Consider the following 16,239-nt stretch of genomic DNA (forward strand, 5'->3'; position numbering starts at 1 on the left):
CGAAAACATCGTAATGTTTTTATTAATTTCGGCTGCTTAAACCTGACTTAGCTTGTAATAACAGCATGAACTACAATAAGATAAACAATATTTTTGGCTGGGCAGCCGGCATTATTGCGTCAATAACCTACATTTTAACGCTCGAACCCTCGACCAGTTTTTGGGATTGCGGCGAATTTATAGCCTGTATTTTCCGCCTGCAAGTGGCGCATCAACCGGGCGCGCCATTGTTTACCATGATAGGTAAGGTATTCTCCCTGCTATCATTTGGTAATAATTTCAAGGTGGCCTATTTTACCAATATGGCATCGGCACTATCAAGCGGTGCAACTATTTTGTTCCTGTTTTGGACGATAACCGCCTTAGCTAAGAAGCTATTGGTTAAAGCAGGCGAAGAACTAACCCAAACCAACCTTATCCTTATTATTGGTTCGGGCCTTGTTGGCGCATTGGCTTATACCTTTTCTGATACCTTCTGGTTCTCGGCTGTTGAGTCGGAAGTTTATGCGCAATCATCCCTGTGTACCGCGGTTGTTTTTTGGGCTATATTAAAATGGGAAGCCCACGCAGACGAGCCCCGTGCAGATAAATGGATCATATTTATTGCCTATGTAATGGGTTTATCAATAGGTATCCACCTTTTAAACTTGCTGGTTATACCGGCAATTGCATTGGTTATTTATTTCCGCAGGGCAAAAAACGTTACTACAAACGGCACTTTATGGTCGTTTATATTAGGTGTTATCACTGTTGCTTTAATACTATGGGGTGTTATACAGTTCACTGTTAAAGGTGCGGCCTTCTCCGATCTGCTATTTGTAAATACCCTGGGTATGGGCTTTGGCAGCGGCGCTATCGTATTTTTCCTGTTAGTAATTGGCGCTTTAGCATCAGGAATATATTATACTGTTAAACCATCAACCACTTATTTGGGTATTGCCATAGCATGCTTTGTAGTACTGCTAACCATAAGTGCAGGCATTATTGGCTTTATTGCAGCGGCTGCTATATTGGCGCTATTAGAATATGTTTTAAAAGTACGCGAAAGGCGTGCGGCGCTTAATCGTGTATTAATTTGCGCGGTATTCATTTTGTTTGGCTACAGCTCGTTTGTGATGATAGTTATACGTGCTAAGGCAGGTACAAATTTAAATAATAGCGACCCGCAGGATGCCTTTGCCTTAAACGGGTATCTTAACCGTGACCAGTATGGCGATACCCCTTTAATATATGGCGAGTATTTCGACTCGCAAGTTACCGACCAAACCGAGGGTGCTAAAATATATCGCCGTGGCGAAAAAAACTATGAGGTTGCCGGTAAAAAACTGAATACCATTTATGATCGCAATACGCTGTTCCCGCGTATGTTTAGCCAAAAACCGGGGCATGCCGAGTTTTACAGGATGTGGTCGCAACTGGGGCCTGAAGAGCACCCTACTATGGCCACCAATATTGGCTTTTTTAGCAGCTGGCAGGTTACGCAAATGTATACCCGTTACTTCTTGTGGAACTTTGTAGGCCGTGCCAATGAAATGGACGGGCAAACCGCGCAAGGTATTGATGGCAGCTGGTTAAGCGGCTTTGGCACTAAAGAGTTGCCAAGTACGGTTACGCAAAGCAAATCGTACAACAGGCTATATTTCTTGCCGTTAATAATTGGTTTAATGGGTATGGTTTACCACTTTAGGCGCAATCAGCGCGATGCAGGTGTAGTAACCGTATTGTTCTTTTTTACAGGTTTAGCCATTGTGCTTTACCTTAACCAGGACCCATTACAGCCACGTGAGCGTGATTATGCTTATGCAGGTTCGTTCTATGCCTTTGCTATCTGGATAGGTTTGGGTGTATTACTTATTGCCGAACTTTTAAGCAAAAAAATAAATGCCAAAACCAGCGCTATCATCGCTTCGGTGGTTTGTTTACTTGCGGCACCGGCATTAATGGCCAGCCAGGAATGGGATGATCATGACCGCTCTACCAAGCTTACCCCGCATGATATAGCTTACGATTATTTAACCTCGTGCGCGCCAAACGCTATTTTATTCACTTATGCCGATAACGATACCTATCCACTTTGGTATATACAGGAGGTGGAAGGCGTGCGCCCGGATGTGCGTATTGTTAATTTAAGCTTACTGGGTACCGATTGGTATATCCGCCAGATGAAGCAAAAAATGAACAACTCTGAGCCATTGCCTATCAGCATGAACAACGATAAGTTTAAGGCAGGGGTACGTGATGTTATTTATTATAATGATGCAAAAGTTGCCGGGGCTATCGAGTTAAAAGAAGTATTTGACTTTCTTACATCTGATAATAAGGAAAGCATGGTGCAGTATCAAAATGGCGAAAGTGCTAATTATCTGCCAACCAAAAGCTTTAAAATGACGGTAAATGCAGATGATGTTGTAAAATATGGCACTGTACCTGCAGTTAAAAAAGACAAGATAGTTCCTGAAATGGATTGGACCTATCCGGGTAAATATGTAACCAAAGATAACCTTGCCATGATGGATATACTGGCGCACAATAACTGGAAACGCCCGGTATATTTTGCGACAACCGTTCCGAGTGATAATATGCTTGGTTTAGATAAATACCTGTACAGCGAAGGCCTTGCCTACCGCCTTATGCCTTTTAAACCGGATACATCCGCGGCACCGACAGAGAACAGCAATACGCTTATCATGTACAATAACATGATCAATAAGTACAAATATGGCAACTTTAAAACTGCCAAATATTTGGATCACGAGTCGTTAAACCTGTTTTACCCGCTTATAACACGTTTATATGCTACCCTTGCCGATAATCTTTTAAAAGAAGGCCACCAGGACCTGGCTAAGAAAACATTGAAGAAATATGAAGAAGTAATGCCTTCGCAGATCATATCGTCAGAGATAGCCGTAAGAAAGTATTATATGGTTGAAAGCTTGTTCCGCATGGGCGAAACCACTTTGGGTACCAAGCTGGCAACACAGATAGATGATTACCTGGTTGACCAGTTGAAATTTAATTATACATTGTTTCAAAAAAGCGATGCAAACCTGAACACCCGCGATGTGCAGCTTTCGCTATCCCTGCTAAACGGAATGGCTACCTTAGCTAAAGATTACAAACAAGACGCCCTTAGCGCAAAAATAAGTGCCCAGCTTAAAGATTATGGCACCAAGTTTGGCGGCATGCAAACACAACAATAGAATTTTATAATTCGATATGAAAAGCGGCGATGAGCCGCTTTTTTTTGTTCTGATACCTTACCTTTTCGTCATAGTGAGCTTGTCGAACCATTAGCAAAGCGTACATGTCTTCGACAAGCTCAGACTGACAATACCTTTGCAGAAAGCTAAAGCCTCACCCTGCCCTCTCCAAAGGAGAGGGTTCTAAAAACGTTCTTCTTTTGTTATAGTGAGCTTGTCGAACCATTAACCAACGTACAACTCTTCGACAAGCTACCCATGGCAATTGTTAGTAAATGGCGTGAGAAGTGTTCACATTCACGGCCGTGAACACCATCGTTAACGCATAAATAACTGATAATAAGCAGTTTTAAAAATAGGCTACTGACAAAATAACGTCACCATTAAATCCAAACCCAGCACAGGCAAACATGCTCTATAATATAGTCGGTCACGCTGCACGGCCCCGTAAAGACCTGTCATTGCACCTCCAAAGTCCACGGGATCTGATAACTCAGACTGACAATACCTTTGCAGACAGCTAAGCCACAACCTGCCTAAAAGCATTCTTCCTTGTGTCATGGTGAGCCTGTCGAACCATTAGCAAAGCGTACAAGTCTTCGACAAGCTCAGACTGACAAAGTTTATACCGTCGCTTTAAGGTGCATATAAAAGAAATTCGCCGGTAACATATCCAGCTTCACGTCGTCTTACAATTACAAATCAACAATATGAAACATACTTACCTGCTCCTATCGTTACTACTACTATCCGGTATATCATCCGCTCAAAATAAAACAACAATCATCGATTCAATGCTGCACCGAACCAACCGTTTAGGTTTGTTTAAGGGTAATGTTTTGGTGGTTGATAATGGTAAGGTTGTTTACAAAGGAGCCATAGGTTTTACTGATGCATCACAAACCGCTAAACTTACTACAGCATACCGTTTTCATATTGGGTCGATAGCCAAAGAATTTAACGCCGTTGGCATCATGATGTTAAAGGAACAAGGCAAACTAAGCCTGGATGATAAGATCACAAAATATCTTACTAACCTGCCTGCCTGGGCAAACCAGATCAGCATAAAAAACCTGTTGCAATACACCAGCGGCGTACCCGACCTGAAATGGAAAACGGTTAAGAACGATGCCGATATCTGGGCCGATATGCAGAAACTGGAGAAACTGGATTTTGAACCCGGCACCCAATATGCTTATAATAACAGTAATACATTTTTACAGCGCCGAATTATTGAGAAAATAACCGGCCTAACTTTTAATGACTTTGTCGTACAAAAAATGCTGAAGCCCTGCGGCATGAGCAACTCGCTGCTTGACCCGGACGACAGCACGCCGTTAATGGCTAAATCATACAATAATGATCTTAAGCAATCATCACTCATTTACCCTATTACCGGTTGGACAGCAGTTATACTTGACGATTTTTACAAATGGGAAAAAGCTTTAGAGAGCTTCAAACTGATTAACCCGGCATCAACAAAAGAAATTCTTACGCCTTTTGCCCCAAACAAACAATGCGGCCTTGGCGGCGGAAGCATGGAAAACAACAAACTTATCATCCATGAGCACGATGGCACCAGCTTAAATTACCAGGCCCTGCTTACAGCCAATGCCGCTTTAGGCAGAACAGTTATCTTAATGACCAATAACAAACAAAATAACTTATACGATATTAATCGCACCATACAGGCGATACTGGATGGTAAACCTTTTAAGCAGCCAAAGAAATCGGTATTGACTACCTTTGGTAAACAACTGGATAGCCTTAAAGGCGAGCATATAATTACTTTTTATAACAATCTTAAAACAAAATACGCTGCCGATTATGGTTTTGAAGACGAGGCATCGCTAAACGAAATTGGGTACTACTTCAAAAGTAAGAATAGAATAGACGATGCGCTACTGGTTTTTGAATATAACACCACCCTATTCCCTACATCGGGCAATGTATTTGACAGCCTCGGCGAAACTTATTATGCCAAGGGCAATAAAGAAAAGGCCCTGCTTAACTACAAACGCTCTTTACAGTTAGATCCCACAAACAATACAGCCAAAGCTTTCATCGCTAATATGGAGAAAAAGTAAGGCTATCACAGTGGCCTGCCGAATCGCGCAACCCAAATAGACAATACAATAAAAGCGGCCATTCAGCCGCTTTTTTGTCTATTATCTTTTCGTCCTTTATTTAAAAGGATTAGTTCTCTTCTACAACACCCATGTTACAGAACTTCTCTATACGTTCGGCAACCAGTTCGTCAATATTGCGTTCGCCTAAAGTTTTTAGATCTTTGATCAACTGCTTTTTCAGGGTAGCCGCCATAGTAACAGGGTCTTGGTGTGCGCCGCCAAGGGGTTCTTTTATTACACCGTCTATCAGCTTGTTTTTCAACATTTCTGTTGATGTAAGCTTCAGCATTTCGGCGGCACGTTCTTTTTGCTCCCAGGTTTTAAACAGGATGGTTGAGCAGTTTTCCGGGGAAATAACCGAGTACCAGGAGTTATCAAGCATTAAAACCCTATCGCCAATACCAATACCCAATGCACCACCAGATGCGCCTTCGCCTATTACCACGCAGATAATGGGAACCTTTAACACCGACATTTCCAGCAAGTTACGGGCAATAGCTTCACCCTGTCCGCGCTCTTCAGCCTCCAGGCCGGGGAATGCTCCGGGGGTATCTATCAGGGTAACAACCGGCTTACCAAATTTCTCGGCCATCTTCATCAGTCTTAAGGCTTTGCGATAACCTTCGGGGTTAGCCATACCGAAATTACGGTACTGCCGCTCCTTAGTATTACGGCCTTTTTGGTGACCAATGAACATCACAGTTTCGCCATTTAACGTCCCAAAACCGCCAATAATCGCCTTGTCATCACCTACGGTACGGTCGCCATGCATCTCGATGAAATCATCGCACATTAGCTCAAGATATTGTAGGGTATAAGGGCGTTCGGGGTGGCGGGAGATCTGTACTTTTTGCCAGCCGGTTAGGTTAGCATATATCTCTTTCTTGGCTGCTTCCATCTTGGCTTCCAGTTCAGCGATGGTGGCAGACATGTCCAGCTTGTTTTTTTCTTCAACCTGCTTTACCTTTTCTATCTGCCCCTGCAATTCTGCCAGTGGTTTTTCAAAATCAAATGTAATCTTCATACAATTTTATGGGCCGCTAAATTAAATAAATCAAACGGCATATTGTTTTAATTATGATTTTTCAGTGCGTGTAATTTATTCACCTGCTGTGGCGACAGTAAATTATTCGTATTTAGCGCCGCGTTTAAAATAGAATTTCGTAGCTCGCCCTGGTATAAACCATAGCGGTTTGTATAAAAAATAAGGGTGCTCTCGTTTATCTTTTTTGCACGAAACAGGGCATCCAGCTTTGTTTCATTGGTAATAATAAAATTGCCCATTTCTATTTTTTTACGCTTTAGCTCGGTATCTATCTTTGTTAAGGCCGCTACCTGCGTCGGGCTTAGATCAAGTTCTTTTTTATATTTCAGCGCTTTATCTGCTGATGGATACTTATTAAGATCGGCTACCAAGCCCATGTTGTATACGTCTTCGCCTTTTAGTAAAGCGTTGTATTGAACATCGCTCAGCGTTTTTACAGTGGATGGTTTAAGGGTGCTATCCGGGGTTTGGGCCAGGCCTTTCAGGCTAATCATACACATTACAAGTACAAACGAATATATTTTTATCATAAAATAAATTTTGTTTGAAGGCGACAATTATTGAGCCAAAAGATAAATCTGCGATGTCCGACTTGTCATCCTGAGCGGTAGCGAAGGATCTATTCGCCGACATGCATACTCGCTTGCATAGTTCATTATTAGATTCTTCGCTATCGCTCAGAATGACAAAAGGGGGACTACTCCACCTTTATCACTTTTGTCCTTTTACTTATCCCGTTCTCGTTAAATGCTTCTATTTGGAAATAATACGGCAGGCCTTTTTCCATACCATTAAAGTAGTACTCGTTTACATTGTACACCATAATATTATTGTACAGTTTATCGGGCTCGGTACCCATGTAAATGGTGTAGCCTACAGCGCCATCTGTTTGGCGCCAGCGGATCCACGAGTTACGGCGTTCGGCATTGCCGCGTAATACGATCATGTTTTTAACCGTATCCGGCGCTACGCCTGCCCCTTTACCAAACACACGGAAACCAGATAAGGCAAACTTACCTGTTGGCATATGCAGGTTGGTGATTTTTAGATAACGCGCCTTAGCCGGGGCTTTCAGCTCGATATAATCATGCGGAACATCGGTTTTGTTCTTGCTTTTATCTACCAGCGTTTTCCAGGTTTTACCATCTATTGATGAGCTGATCACATACTGATGGTACACACCCAGCGATTTACCCAAAAAGGCGGCATCCTGATCGGCATAGTTTAGCTGAATAGCTTTAACGGTGCTTACCTCGCCAAGGTCGGTTTTCATCCATTCGCCTTTGTTGCTTGTTTTTGCGCTCCAGTAGGTTTTAATATCCTCATCAACTGCCAGGTTTGGCACATAGGCGCCAAGGATTGATGATACCTGCACCGGCTTATTATAATTCAGCAGCATCCACCCCGTAAAGTTACTTTTAAGATGGTCTTCCTTCCCTGCCGATAAATAGTGCGGGTAATCGCCATAGGCGGTATTGGAGTACAGCACGCCATCTTTATCAAAACCTGCCGGCCAGAAACCTATGCGGCGCTCAAAATTATTTTTCACATCAACAACCATGGTACTGATATGCCAGTAATTACCATATTTATCTGCCCATGTAGCACCGTGGCCTGCGCCTTTTGCAAAGCCACCCGGTTTGTAGCTGAACGGATTATGTTTTTGATACGTGAACGGCCCAAGCGGTTTATCGCCCACATAAACCCCATCGCCATATCCCCTGCCCTCGGTACCCGGGGCGGCATATTGCAGGTAATATTTACCGTTGTGCTTATTCATCCAGCCGCCTTCCATAAAGCCGGTTAAAAAAACATTATCGTTATTTTCACCAAAGCGCTCCCAGCCGTGCTCCTGCCAGTCCAGCTTTATCATTTCTTTTTTGGGGCCGATGGGTTCAAAGGTTTTGCGATCTATCTCCTGCCCGTACATTGGGTAGGTATTGCTACTGCCGTGGTAAATGTAAACCCGGCCGTCATCATCTGCGAATAATCCCGGGTCCCATGCCCCTACCTGGAAGTAATCTTTAGCGGCTTTCCAGGTATCGTGTGTTGGGTCGGTGCTCATCCAAAGGGTAAAATCCTTATTATAGGTAGAGCCGATAACCAGCAGGGTATCGCCTAAAACCAAAGTACCAGGCGCACAAAGTTCGTCGCCTTTTACCTCGTTATAAGGCCTTACAAACTTGCGCGATACAAACTTCCAGTTAAGCATATCCGGGCTCCACCAGTAACCAAACTGGTTGGTGCTAAACAGATAATAATTGCCTTTGAATAAGGTAACGGTTGGGTCGGCAGTAGCCCGATGTTTACCCCACGCCGAAAAACTCTCGAAAGGTGTATAGCCATAATCAAGGTTAAGCGGGTTACAATAGGTAAGGCGTTTAGTTTGTGCCGATGCGTGTATGGTAAAGACATTAACTAAAACCGCAGCTAAAATTAATCGGATTAAATTTTTCATAAATTACATGGCACTATAAATTATCTGAGCTAATGAGTGTATAGCATCCCACTCTTTACTTTCTTTGTATGCTTTAACGTTCCACAATTCTGTGGGTAATAGCTTAATTTTTTTGCTCAGCTCTAATGACAAATTAAATACATTTTCTGGTATCAAACCATCGTTTTTAAGCTTTCTGAGATTATCTGAATTCAAAAAGGTATAACTTTCGCCCTCTAACTCTGCCAGATAATCTGCAATAATATCAACCTGGCTAAATCCTGTTTTTTCAGGATCTGCGTTAATAAACCCAATATTTCCAGTTGCCATTAATACGGTATGCCTGAAATTATTAAATAGTGTAAATTGATGGTTATTCACAAGCAAATATAAATAGTTTACAATAGTTTTATTGAGATAAACAAATGCCGAACCTGTTAGAGGTGTTAAAAATTAGCTACCCAAATTAGCTACCCCTTACTACTAAATATTTGCAAAAAAGGTTACAAAATTCGAGGCATTTTTTTGGCTGATGGCATACATTAATATATTTGCAGTGTTACATCCTGCCTAAACCTTCTTACCTTCATTAAACATTTACATATTATGAAATACAGATTTTTGGGCAATACCGGTGTACAGCTTTCTGCAATTGGCTTAGGCTGCATGGGTATGAGCCACGCCTACGGCGAACCGGATGATGCAGAATCAATAGCTACCTTAAATAAAGCGATTGAACTGGGCATCAACTTTTGGGATACTGCCGATGTTTACGGATCGGGCCAAAACGAAAAACTTGTATCGCAGGTATTAAAACCTAATCGCGATAAGATCTTCATCGCCACAAAATTTGGCTTTACTGCTGATAGCACAGGTAAGCTTTCCGGGTTTGACGGGTCGCCCGCTTATATGAAAACTGCTGTGGAAGCCAGCCTTAAACGCCTGCAAACAGATGTGATTGACCTATATTACGCCCACCGTGTTGACCCTAACATACCTATAGAAGAAACAGTTGGCGCGATGGCCGACCTGGTTAAACAAGGCAAAGTAAAATACATAGGTTTATCTGAAGCATCGCCAAACAGCATTCGCCGCGCGCATGCCGTACACCCAATAGCTGCCCTGCAAAGCGAATATTCTTTGCTAACCCGTGATGTGGAGGCCGAAATATTACCCCTTTGTAAAGAACTGGGGATCTCCTTTGTACCCTTTAGCCCATTGGCACGTGGCCTGGTGACCAACAAATTGGATGTAAGCGAATTGAAAGAAGGCGATTTCCGCAAATCGTTGCCACGTTACCAGCAAGAAAACGCAGATAACAACCGCTTGCTGGCCGAAGGTTTTGCTGATATTGCAGCAGGTTTAGATGCAACACCTGCCCAACTGGCTATTGCATGGGTATTAAAGCAGGGAGATAATATTATCCCTATCCCCGGCACAAAAAAGCGCAAATATTTGCAGGAAAATGCCGGCAGCGTAGACGTTGAGCTATCTGCCCAAAACCTGAACGATATTGAGGCTTTACTACAAAAATACCCTAATACCGGCGACAGGTACAACGAGGGGAATTTAAAGTACGTGGATAAGAATTAACCGCCTCGCTGATTATTTATTTAATTTATCTTTACCCACCCATTGGTGGGTAAAGATGAAAGATAAAACAGCAATATACAGCGACGAGATTTGCATCTATATTTCTATATGCGCCAACAGCCCGCTATATGGTAAGATCGCGTTGTTAATAGCTGATTTACTTATTCTATCCGTACTTATTTTTGCTATTGTACTTTGGATACCCGGCCTATTGTTAGTATCCGCTTTTTTTCTGTTTTTCCTGGGGAAATATAGCTTGTGGAATTTTTATGGCAAAGAGAACCTTATAATCAATACCAAAACGATAAGCTATCAGCATGATTACGGGTTTTTCAAACCCGCGTACACGGTTGTCCCATTTAATAAGATATTAAATTTGCAGGTGGCCCCGGCTAAACCTATAGAGAACAAAGAGTTACTGGTAAAATTTTCTTCATATAATGATGATGATTTGCCTATTGAAATTTACACAATATCGTTAAGCATCCCGGAGGAAGATGTAAGACGGTTAAATACTTTGGTTAAGCAGCTTTTTGCTGATAAAATGGCCGACGAGTATATGCTGCCACATATACATTTAAATTAGGATCGATCCACTGCACTATATTAGATAAACTGACACTATGCCGAAGATCCGCTAAAAAGCTATTTAGTATCTTCGGCCTTTTAAATTGTATATATTATGCGTACTTATATAAGCCGTTTAGCAATAATTGCCCTTGCAGCACTCAGTTTTGCCTCTTGCAGTCAATCTGCCAAAACCGATAAAGCAGCTACAGATACAACTGTAAAAACCGAGGTTAAACCTGCCGTAGTTGACTCGGGGAAACTGGTTGGCGCATGGCACGATGAAGCCATAAAATCTGATAAGGGCGAAGAGATAGCTTACGAAGTGGTAAGCAGCGGCCATAAAGTTTATATACAGGCTATTACCTTTACGGGTAAAAACCTCATCCTTAATGATACCCCTCCCATCTCACCTTCTGCATCCGAAATAAAAAAAGATGGCGATAAGTACGTTAGCGTTGAAAGACCTGATGAAACTTACAAAATAGATAAAGAAGGCAACCTGCTTATTTATGACAAAGGCACCCTGGTAGCTACCTGTAAGAAGCTGTTGTAGTAAAAGCATCTGTATATTAACTTACAGTTGAATAACTATACATTTAAGTTAGTCATAGCCATGTTTTGATAAATCTATTTACAACATGTAAAATAAATTTATATCTTTATGGCATACCGACCCCTAATCGGTATAAACATATTGACTAAACCTTAACATATTCCTTTCACACTTAATGTACCGATATTTAGTTTCAGTTTCTGAAACGCTACTGCTTTGCTTAATTTGTTTAAGCGGGTCAGCACAATCCAAAACCTCCTCTTCAAGCCAAACTTCCGCATCAGACTATATTGGGTTTTATCAAAAATTCATTAGTGGTATACGCGGGCAGGAATGCCCTATGTATCCCAGCTGCTCAAATTTCGCGCTTTCGGCTTTTAAAGAAAAAAACTTTGCCGAAGCTTTCGTTTTAACGTCAGACCGTTTAATGCGGTGCGGCCACGACCTTGGCGATTATGACCTTACAGCAAGGCCTACAGGTTTTAAGTACCTTGATGTACCTGGTGCAGACAATTCCCCTAAAAACTTACGTTACAGCAGTCAGCAGCCCTACTTTGCCTATGCAGATACGGTAAGAGATATAAACACCTCGTTATTGTTTATCAAATCGCTTATAAACAATAATTATTACGAACAGGCTATTTTAGAAATTAAGCGCGTTCAATTTAATCAGCCATTTAACAATGAGGTGTTTATTAATGAACTGATCTGCTTAAAAGCTTTAAATGAATACGAAAAAGCCATATTTGCTTATGAAACCCAATGCCCGGTGTTATATAAGAACGATCCGGAGATCTTATACCAATTAGCTACCATTTATTACAAGCTGGATAATTTTAATAAGGCAAACACCATTGTATCAGCTGGCTTAATTACAACCCGGGACGAAAACCAAAAGGCGCGCCTTTACGCTTTACAGGGTTTAATTTACGCTAACCTGTACAACTGGGCAAGTGCAAAACAATCTTTTACCCAGTTAAAAAGCTTGCCCTACCGGGCCGATGTTACCGAATCTAATATCAGGTTAGTACAAAAAGCACAGGAGCTTAAGTTCAAGAGCCCGGCTAAAGCCAGCTTACTTTCTATAATTCCGGGATTAGGGTACGCCTACACCGGGCATACGCAAACCGCGGTTTCATCCTTTTTATTAAACGGTGTGTTTGCTTATGCTACTTACAGTAGTATAAAAAAGAAAAACTATGGCCTGGCATCGTTAACGGGCTTATTTAGTGTAAGCTTTTATATAGCCAATATTTATGGCTCGGGGCAAAGCGCTAAACGCCATAACGAGCAAAAACGAAAAGCAGTAATCAACAATTTATTTTATAATATAAATCCCTAAACCAATTTCTATGTTCATTAAAATTTACCAATCACAGTACGTAAAACATGTAGCTTACTTATTAACCGTTTGTGTGTTATGTATGTCGTTCACTATTCGCAAACCACTTGATGTAATACTACCTTCAGGCACTTCGGTGGCTATGGAAACTGTATCTGCTATTAACTCTAAAGATGCTACTGTTGGCCAAATTGTTGAGTTTAAAATAAAAGCCGACATTAAAGTTGGCGAAAAGGTAGTTATTGCTGCCGGCTCAATTGCTAAAGGCCAAATTACAAGGGCGCAACACACCAAAGCGATAGGTAAAGAAGGCTTTATTGAAGTACAGATCAAATCAGTAACCGCTGTTGATGGCCAGGAAGTATTTTTAGCTAACAGCAACTTATATAAAGAAGGTGACAATAAGCAAACCCTGTCTATTGTATTAGGCGTACTTGTTTGTGTATTATTTTTGCTTTTAAAGGGTAAAGATGCTGAAGTAGCACCCGGTTACCAGGTTATTGCATCAGTAGCTGGAAATACAAATATTAAAGTAGCTGAATAATCTACTTTCTAATAGTAGTAAAAAGGTTAGTTAATGATTACTACCTTTTTACTACTAATTTTTTTTGTGGTTCTTGTTCCACCCTATCTTCATCTTCCCATTTTCTTCGTGTGCACGAATGTGTACCACAATACCTTTAAAACGCTTTTTCTGCAATTCTTCTTTATCAATTATCAGGCTGTCTTTACCGGGGTTTCTGAGCGGGATATCCAGCGCGATATCAGTACCTTTTGTTAGGCCGTAAACACCTGCTACATCCACATTAAGTACGCTGGAGCTTACCTGCAAGGGCTTTATCGTTATCATATCGCCATTCACTATAAAATGGCCATCCAGCTTTGGTATGCTAATATTCTTAAGGTCGCGGAAGGGGAAAACAAACTTACCTACGCCTATCAGCGGTTTAAAGTTAAGTAGGGCTGCATCGCGCAAGCTAACATCAAGGTTGCCATTTATAGAGTGCGGTGCCAGGTTGCCGGCATCGGTTACCCCCCCAGTAATATTTGTTTTTGCCGATAAGAAGCCCTTTAAATTTTCGTAGGTAAAATCCTGCAGGCCAAAATTGTTGAACGCGTAAAAAAACTCCTGCATGTTTACATGGCTTACAGTGCTGTTAAGCGCAAACCTGTTTAATGATCTGCCCTGCATTACACGCCCGTTTATTTTCAAAGAACCACCGGCATGCTTTAGGCCGACGTTTCTAATGATCAGTCCATTTTCGGTAGTAAGCAGATCAGCATAGGCATCTGTAGCCAAAAATTTCTTGTAGTAAACCTTGGCAACCTTCATATGCATTTCAGCCTTACCACGGTCAAGCGCATTGCTTAGCTGGTCGGCTATATTACCGCTGTTTCCCCTTCTTCTGGTAGTGGGCGCACTTTTACGTTCGGCCAAAAAGCCCATAAATTCGCCCAGGTATAATTGCGGGCTGCGGATCTGCAAGGCAAGTAAGATCTTTTCGGGCGCGTTATAGTAGAGGTTTAAAAAATTATTTACCCTACCATCCATGGTTACAATACTTCGGCCGGTTTGCATGCGAATATTGCTCAGTAACAGGTCGTCCCCAACAAAGTTTAAGGATATGGAATTATTTTTAAACTTAAGATTACGCGGCCAGTAGTATATATCCGTATTCCGCAGGTTTATTGAACCTCTTATAATGGGTTTATTTATTTTATAATCTATAATATCAGCAGTATAGCGCAGGTTCATATCTGCCGAGCCATTATTAAATTTGGCTACATCATCTTCTAAAAAGTAATTCAGATCTGCCGCCGGGAAGTTTGATTTAAAGTTACCCGTGGCAACCGGTTTAATCAGGTTAATAATGCTGCCTGTGTCTATTGTAAAAGGCAAATGGTTGTAGCTGGCCTTTAGATTGATCAGTTTAATGATCGAGTTATCATCGCCAAAGCCTTTATCTTTAACATAGTTATTGCTAAAGATCCCGTTAAAACTACAGTCATCCAGTTCGGCACCAGGGATAGTTACCTTGCTATCGTTAACCTTTGCCGTGACATAAAGCTTGGGGCCGCCATCATTGCCATCGAAGCTGCCTGTCAGATCGCAGATAACATCCATCGGTTTGCTAATATTAAAGCGGTTAAGAACTGTAGTAACATTGGGTGCAAGCAATGCGGTCGCGCTTCGCCAAAGTATCTGGTCGGCAACAATATGCATAGTGAAACCGGCGTCCGGTTTACCAGCCGTTTCAAAAACAGCATTTATTTTAAAAGGATCGTCGCCAATATTTAGCGGCATAGTCGATACGTTGATGATGCCGCTTTTCTCGTTATACCCGGCTACAAAATCTCCTTTTAACACTTTATTCTTTATAAAGCTGCCATGCACGCTGTTAAAGGCCATGCTTTTAGCCAGCACATTCAGGTGGAAATCGGTGCGCCAGCCGCTGTCCGGGTATTGCATTTTTCCGCTGATATCATTTACAGCGAAATTGAAAAGCTTGTGCGCCTTACGGTTATCTACCGTAAATGTAACATTGCTCAGACTGAATTTTTTGAGCTGGGTAATTGAGCTGCTCTCGGATGGGTTATCCTTTACCTGCTTATTATCTTTCTTGAATACAGCGGTATTGCTGTAGCCTGTACTATCGGTAAACAGATCAATAGCCGCATCGGTAATTTCAATGTGGTTAATATCTATAGTGCCCCTAAACAAAGCGGCTGTATTTACCGATATATTAAAATCTTTGGCATCTAACAGGGTGTGTTTGTGTTGAGCAAATTTCTTATCGCGTATGAGTACGTTTTTAAGCGAAAGGGAAATATCCGGAAACCCTTTAAAAAAGGTTGGTTTCATATCGCCGATAATAAGGGTACCATCAACGTTTTTCTCCAGCTGCTCATTTACCATTTTAAGCACCTTAGTTTTATTGTAGGTAATATATAAGGTTGCCCCAAGCAATATCACCACAATAAGCAGTATAAACCCGGCCAATATTTTAAGGGATATTTTTAACCATTTAGGCATTTTATTTTATACAGATAATAGTAAAATAGCACATTTTGTTTGGTTTGTAACTAAATGGTTAAAAAAATTTAAGAATAACGAAATATTTGTACTTTTTTGGCGTTATGTATTTTTTGCGGGGCTTTCTCTCATACTGCCGGCTTTAATTACAGTTAACAGTATTCACAAAAAAGGCCGCCTGATTTATCCAGGTGGCCTTTTTTACGGTAATAATGTAGCGTCCTAAAATAAGTTGACACAAAAAGTGTTAACAGATGAAAGAACAAGAAGTTAAGGTTTACCAAAGGAAGACCCAAAAAGATTACAGTTTAGCGTTCAAACTGGAGATTGTGGACG

At 41.5% G+C, this 16,239-nt stretch carries 12 protein-coding genes; 7 read left to right on the top strand and 5 right to left on the bottom strand.

Features of this window, described 5'->3' with window-relative positions; genetic code table 11:
• The first annotated feature begins 65 nt into the window (after positions 1-65).
• Together NPE20_RS23550 and NPE20_RS23555 are read left to right on the top strand one after the other, a co-directional pair.
• Positions 66-3,200, top strand: coding sequence for a glycosyltransferase family 117 protein (locus NPE20_RS23550; RefSeq protein ID WP_256541154.1), 3,135 nt, complete (start codon positions 66-68; stop codon positions 3,198-3,200).
• A 710-nt stretch (positions 3,201-3,910) separates the two neighbouring features.
• Positions 3,911-5,287, top strand: coding sequence for a serine hydrolase (locus NPE20_RS23555; protein WP_256541155.1), 1,377 nt, complete (start codon positions 3,911-3,913; stop codon positions 5,285-5,287).
• Between the two features lie 109 nt (positions 5,288-5,396).
• Here the strand turns inward: NPE20_RS23555 and NPE20_RS23560 are convergent, their stop codons facing one another.
• From NPE20_RS23560 to NPE20_RS23575, 4 genes are all read right to left on the bottom strand, one after another.
• A complete protein-coding gene (locus NPE20_RS23560; RefSeq protein WP_256541156.1) occupies positions 5,397-6,353 on the bottom strand; it encodes an acetyl-CoA carboxylase carboxyltransferase subunit alpha in 957 nt (318 codons plus the stop codon).
• A 47-nt stretch (positions 6,354-6,400) separates the two neighbouring features.
• A complete protein-coding gene (locus tag NPE20_RS23565; RefSeq protein ID WP_256541157.1) occupies positions 6,401-6,904 on the bottom strand; it encodes a hypothetical protein in 504 nt (167 codons plus the stop codon).
• Between the two features lie 167 nt (positions 6,905-7,071).
• Complete coding sequence (locus NPE20_RS23570; RefSeq protein ID WP_256541159.1) at positions 7,072-8,832, bottom strand: family 43 glycosylhydrolase; 1,761 nt, start codon at positions 8,830-8,832, stop codon at positions 7,072-7,074.
• A 3-nt stretch (positions 8,833-8,835) separates the two neighbouring features.
• Complete coding sequence (locus NPE20_RS23575; protein ID WP_256541160.1) at positions 8,836-9,141, bottom strand: hypothetical protein; 306 nt, start codon at positions 9,139-9,141, stop codon at positions 8,836-8,838.
• Positions 9,142-9,417: 276 nt separating this feature from the next.
• Between NPE20_RS23575 and NPE20_RS23580 the strand changes: the two genes are divergently transcribed.
• From NPE20_RS23580 to NPE20_RS23600, 5 genes are all read left to right on the top strand, one after another.
• Complete coding sequence (locus NPE20_RS23580; protein WP_256541161.1) at positions 9,418-10,404, top strand: aldo/keto reductase; 987 nt, start codon at positions 9,418-9,420, stop codon at positions 10,402-10,404.
• Positions 10,405-10,459: 55 nt separating this feature from the next.
• A complete protein-coding gene (locus tag NPE20_RS23585) occupies positions 10,460-10,990 on the top strand; it encodes a hypothetical protein (RefSeq protein ID WP_256541162.1) in 531 nt (176 codons plus the stop codon).
• Positions 10,991-11,086: 96 nt separating this feature from the next.
• Complete coding sequence (locus tag NPE20_RS23590) at positions 11,087-11,527, top strand: hypothetical protein (RefSeq protein ID WP_256541163.1); 441 nt, start codon at positions 11,087-11,089, stop codon at positions 11,525-11,527.
• Positions 11,528-11,702: 175 nt separating this feature from the next.
• Positions 11,703-12,869 (top strand): membrane protein insertion efficiency factor YidD, encoded by a 1,167-nt coding sequence (gene yidD / locus NPE20_RS23595; RefSeq protein ID WP_256541164.1) that lies wholly within the window; start codon positions 11,703-11,705, stop codon positions 12,867-12,869.
• A 10-nt stretch (positions 12,870-12,879) separates the two neighbouring features.
• Complete coding sequence (locus tag NPE20_RS23600) at positions 12,880-13,413, top strand: hypothetical protein (protein WP_256541165.1); 534 nt, start codon at positions 12,880-12,882, stop codon at positions 13,411-13,413.
• Between the two features lie 54 nt (positions 13,414-13,467).
• On the opposite strand, the gene NPE20_RS23605 is transcribed toward NPE20_RS23600, so the two are convergent.
• Positions 13,468-15,903, bottom strand: a complete 2,436-nt coding sequence (locus tag NPE20_RS23605) for an AsmA family protein (protein ID WP_256541166.1) — start codon at positions 15,901-15,903, stop codon at positions 13,468-13,470.
• Positions 15,904-16,239 lie beyond the last annotated feature (336 nt).

This window comes from Mucilaginibacter aquariorum (assembly GCF_024498135.1).
Classification (GTDB): domain Bacteria; phylum Bacteroidota; class Bacteroidia; order Sphingobacteriales; family Sphingobacteriaceae; genus Mucilaginibacter; species Mucilaginibacter aquariorum.

Coding starts and splice junctions, on each gene's coding strand:
- NPE20_RS23550 (WP_256541154.1), top strand. CDS start 66: ATGAACTACAATAAGATAAACAATATTTTTGGCTGGGCAGCCGGCATT.
- NPE20_RS23555 (WP_256541155.1), top strand. CDS start 3,911: ATGAAACATACTTACCTGCTCCTATCGTTACTACTACTATCCGGTATA.
- NPE20_RS23560 (WP_256541156.1), bottom strand. CDS start 6,353: ATGAAGATTACATTTGATTTTGAAAAACCACTGGCAGAATTGCAGGGG.
- NPE20_RS23565 (WP_256541157.1), bottom strand. CDS start 6,904: ATGATAAAAATATATTCGTTTGTACTTGTAATGTGTATGATTAGCCTG.
- NPE20_RS23570 (WP_256541159.1), bottom strand. CDS start 8,832: ATGAAAAATTTAATCCGATTAATTTTAGCTGCGGTTTTAGTTAATGTC.
- NPE20_RS23575 (WP_256541160.1), bottom strand. CDS start 9,141: ATGGCAACTGGAAATATTGGGTTTATTAACGCAGATCCTGAAAAAACA.
- NPE20_RS23580 (WP_256541161.1), top strand. CDS start 9,418: ATGAAATACAGATTTTTGGGCAATACCGGTGTACAGCTTTCTGCAATT.
- NPE20_RS23585 (WP_256541162.1), top strand. CDS start 10,460: ATGAAAGATAAAACAGCAATATACAGCGACGAGATTTGCATCTATATT.
- NPE20_RS23590 (WP_256541163.1), top strand. CDS start 11,087: ATGCGTACTTATATAAGCCGTTTAGCAATAATTGCCCTTGCAGCACTC.
- yidD (WP_256541164.1), top strand. CDS start 11,703: ATGTACCGATATTTAGTTTCAGTTTCTGAAACGCTACTGCTTTGCTTA.
- NPE20_RS23600 (WP_256541165.1), top strand. CDS start 12,880: ATGTTCATTAAAATTTACCAATCACAGTACGTAAAACATGTAGCTTAC.
- NPE20_RS23605 (WP_256541166.1), bottom strand. CDS start 15,903: ATGCCTAAATGGTTAAAAATATCCCTTAAAATATTGGCCGGGTTTATA.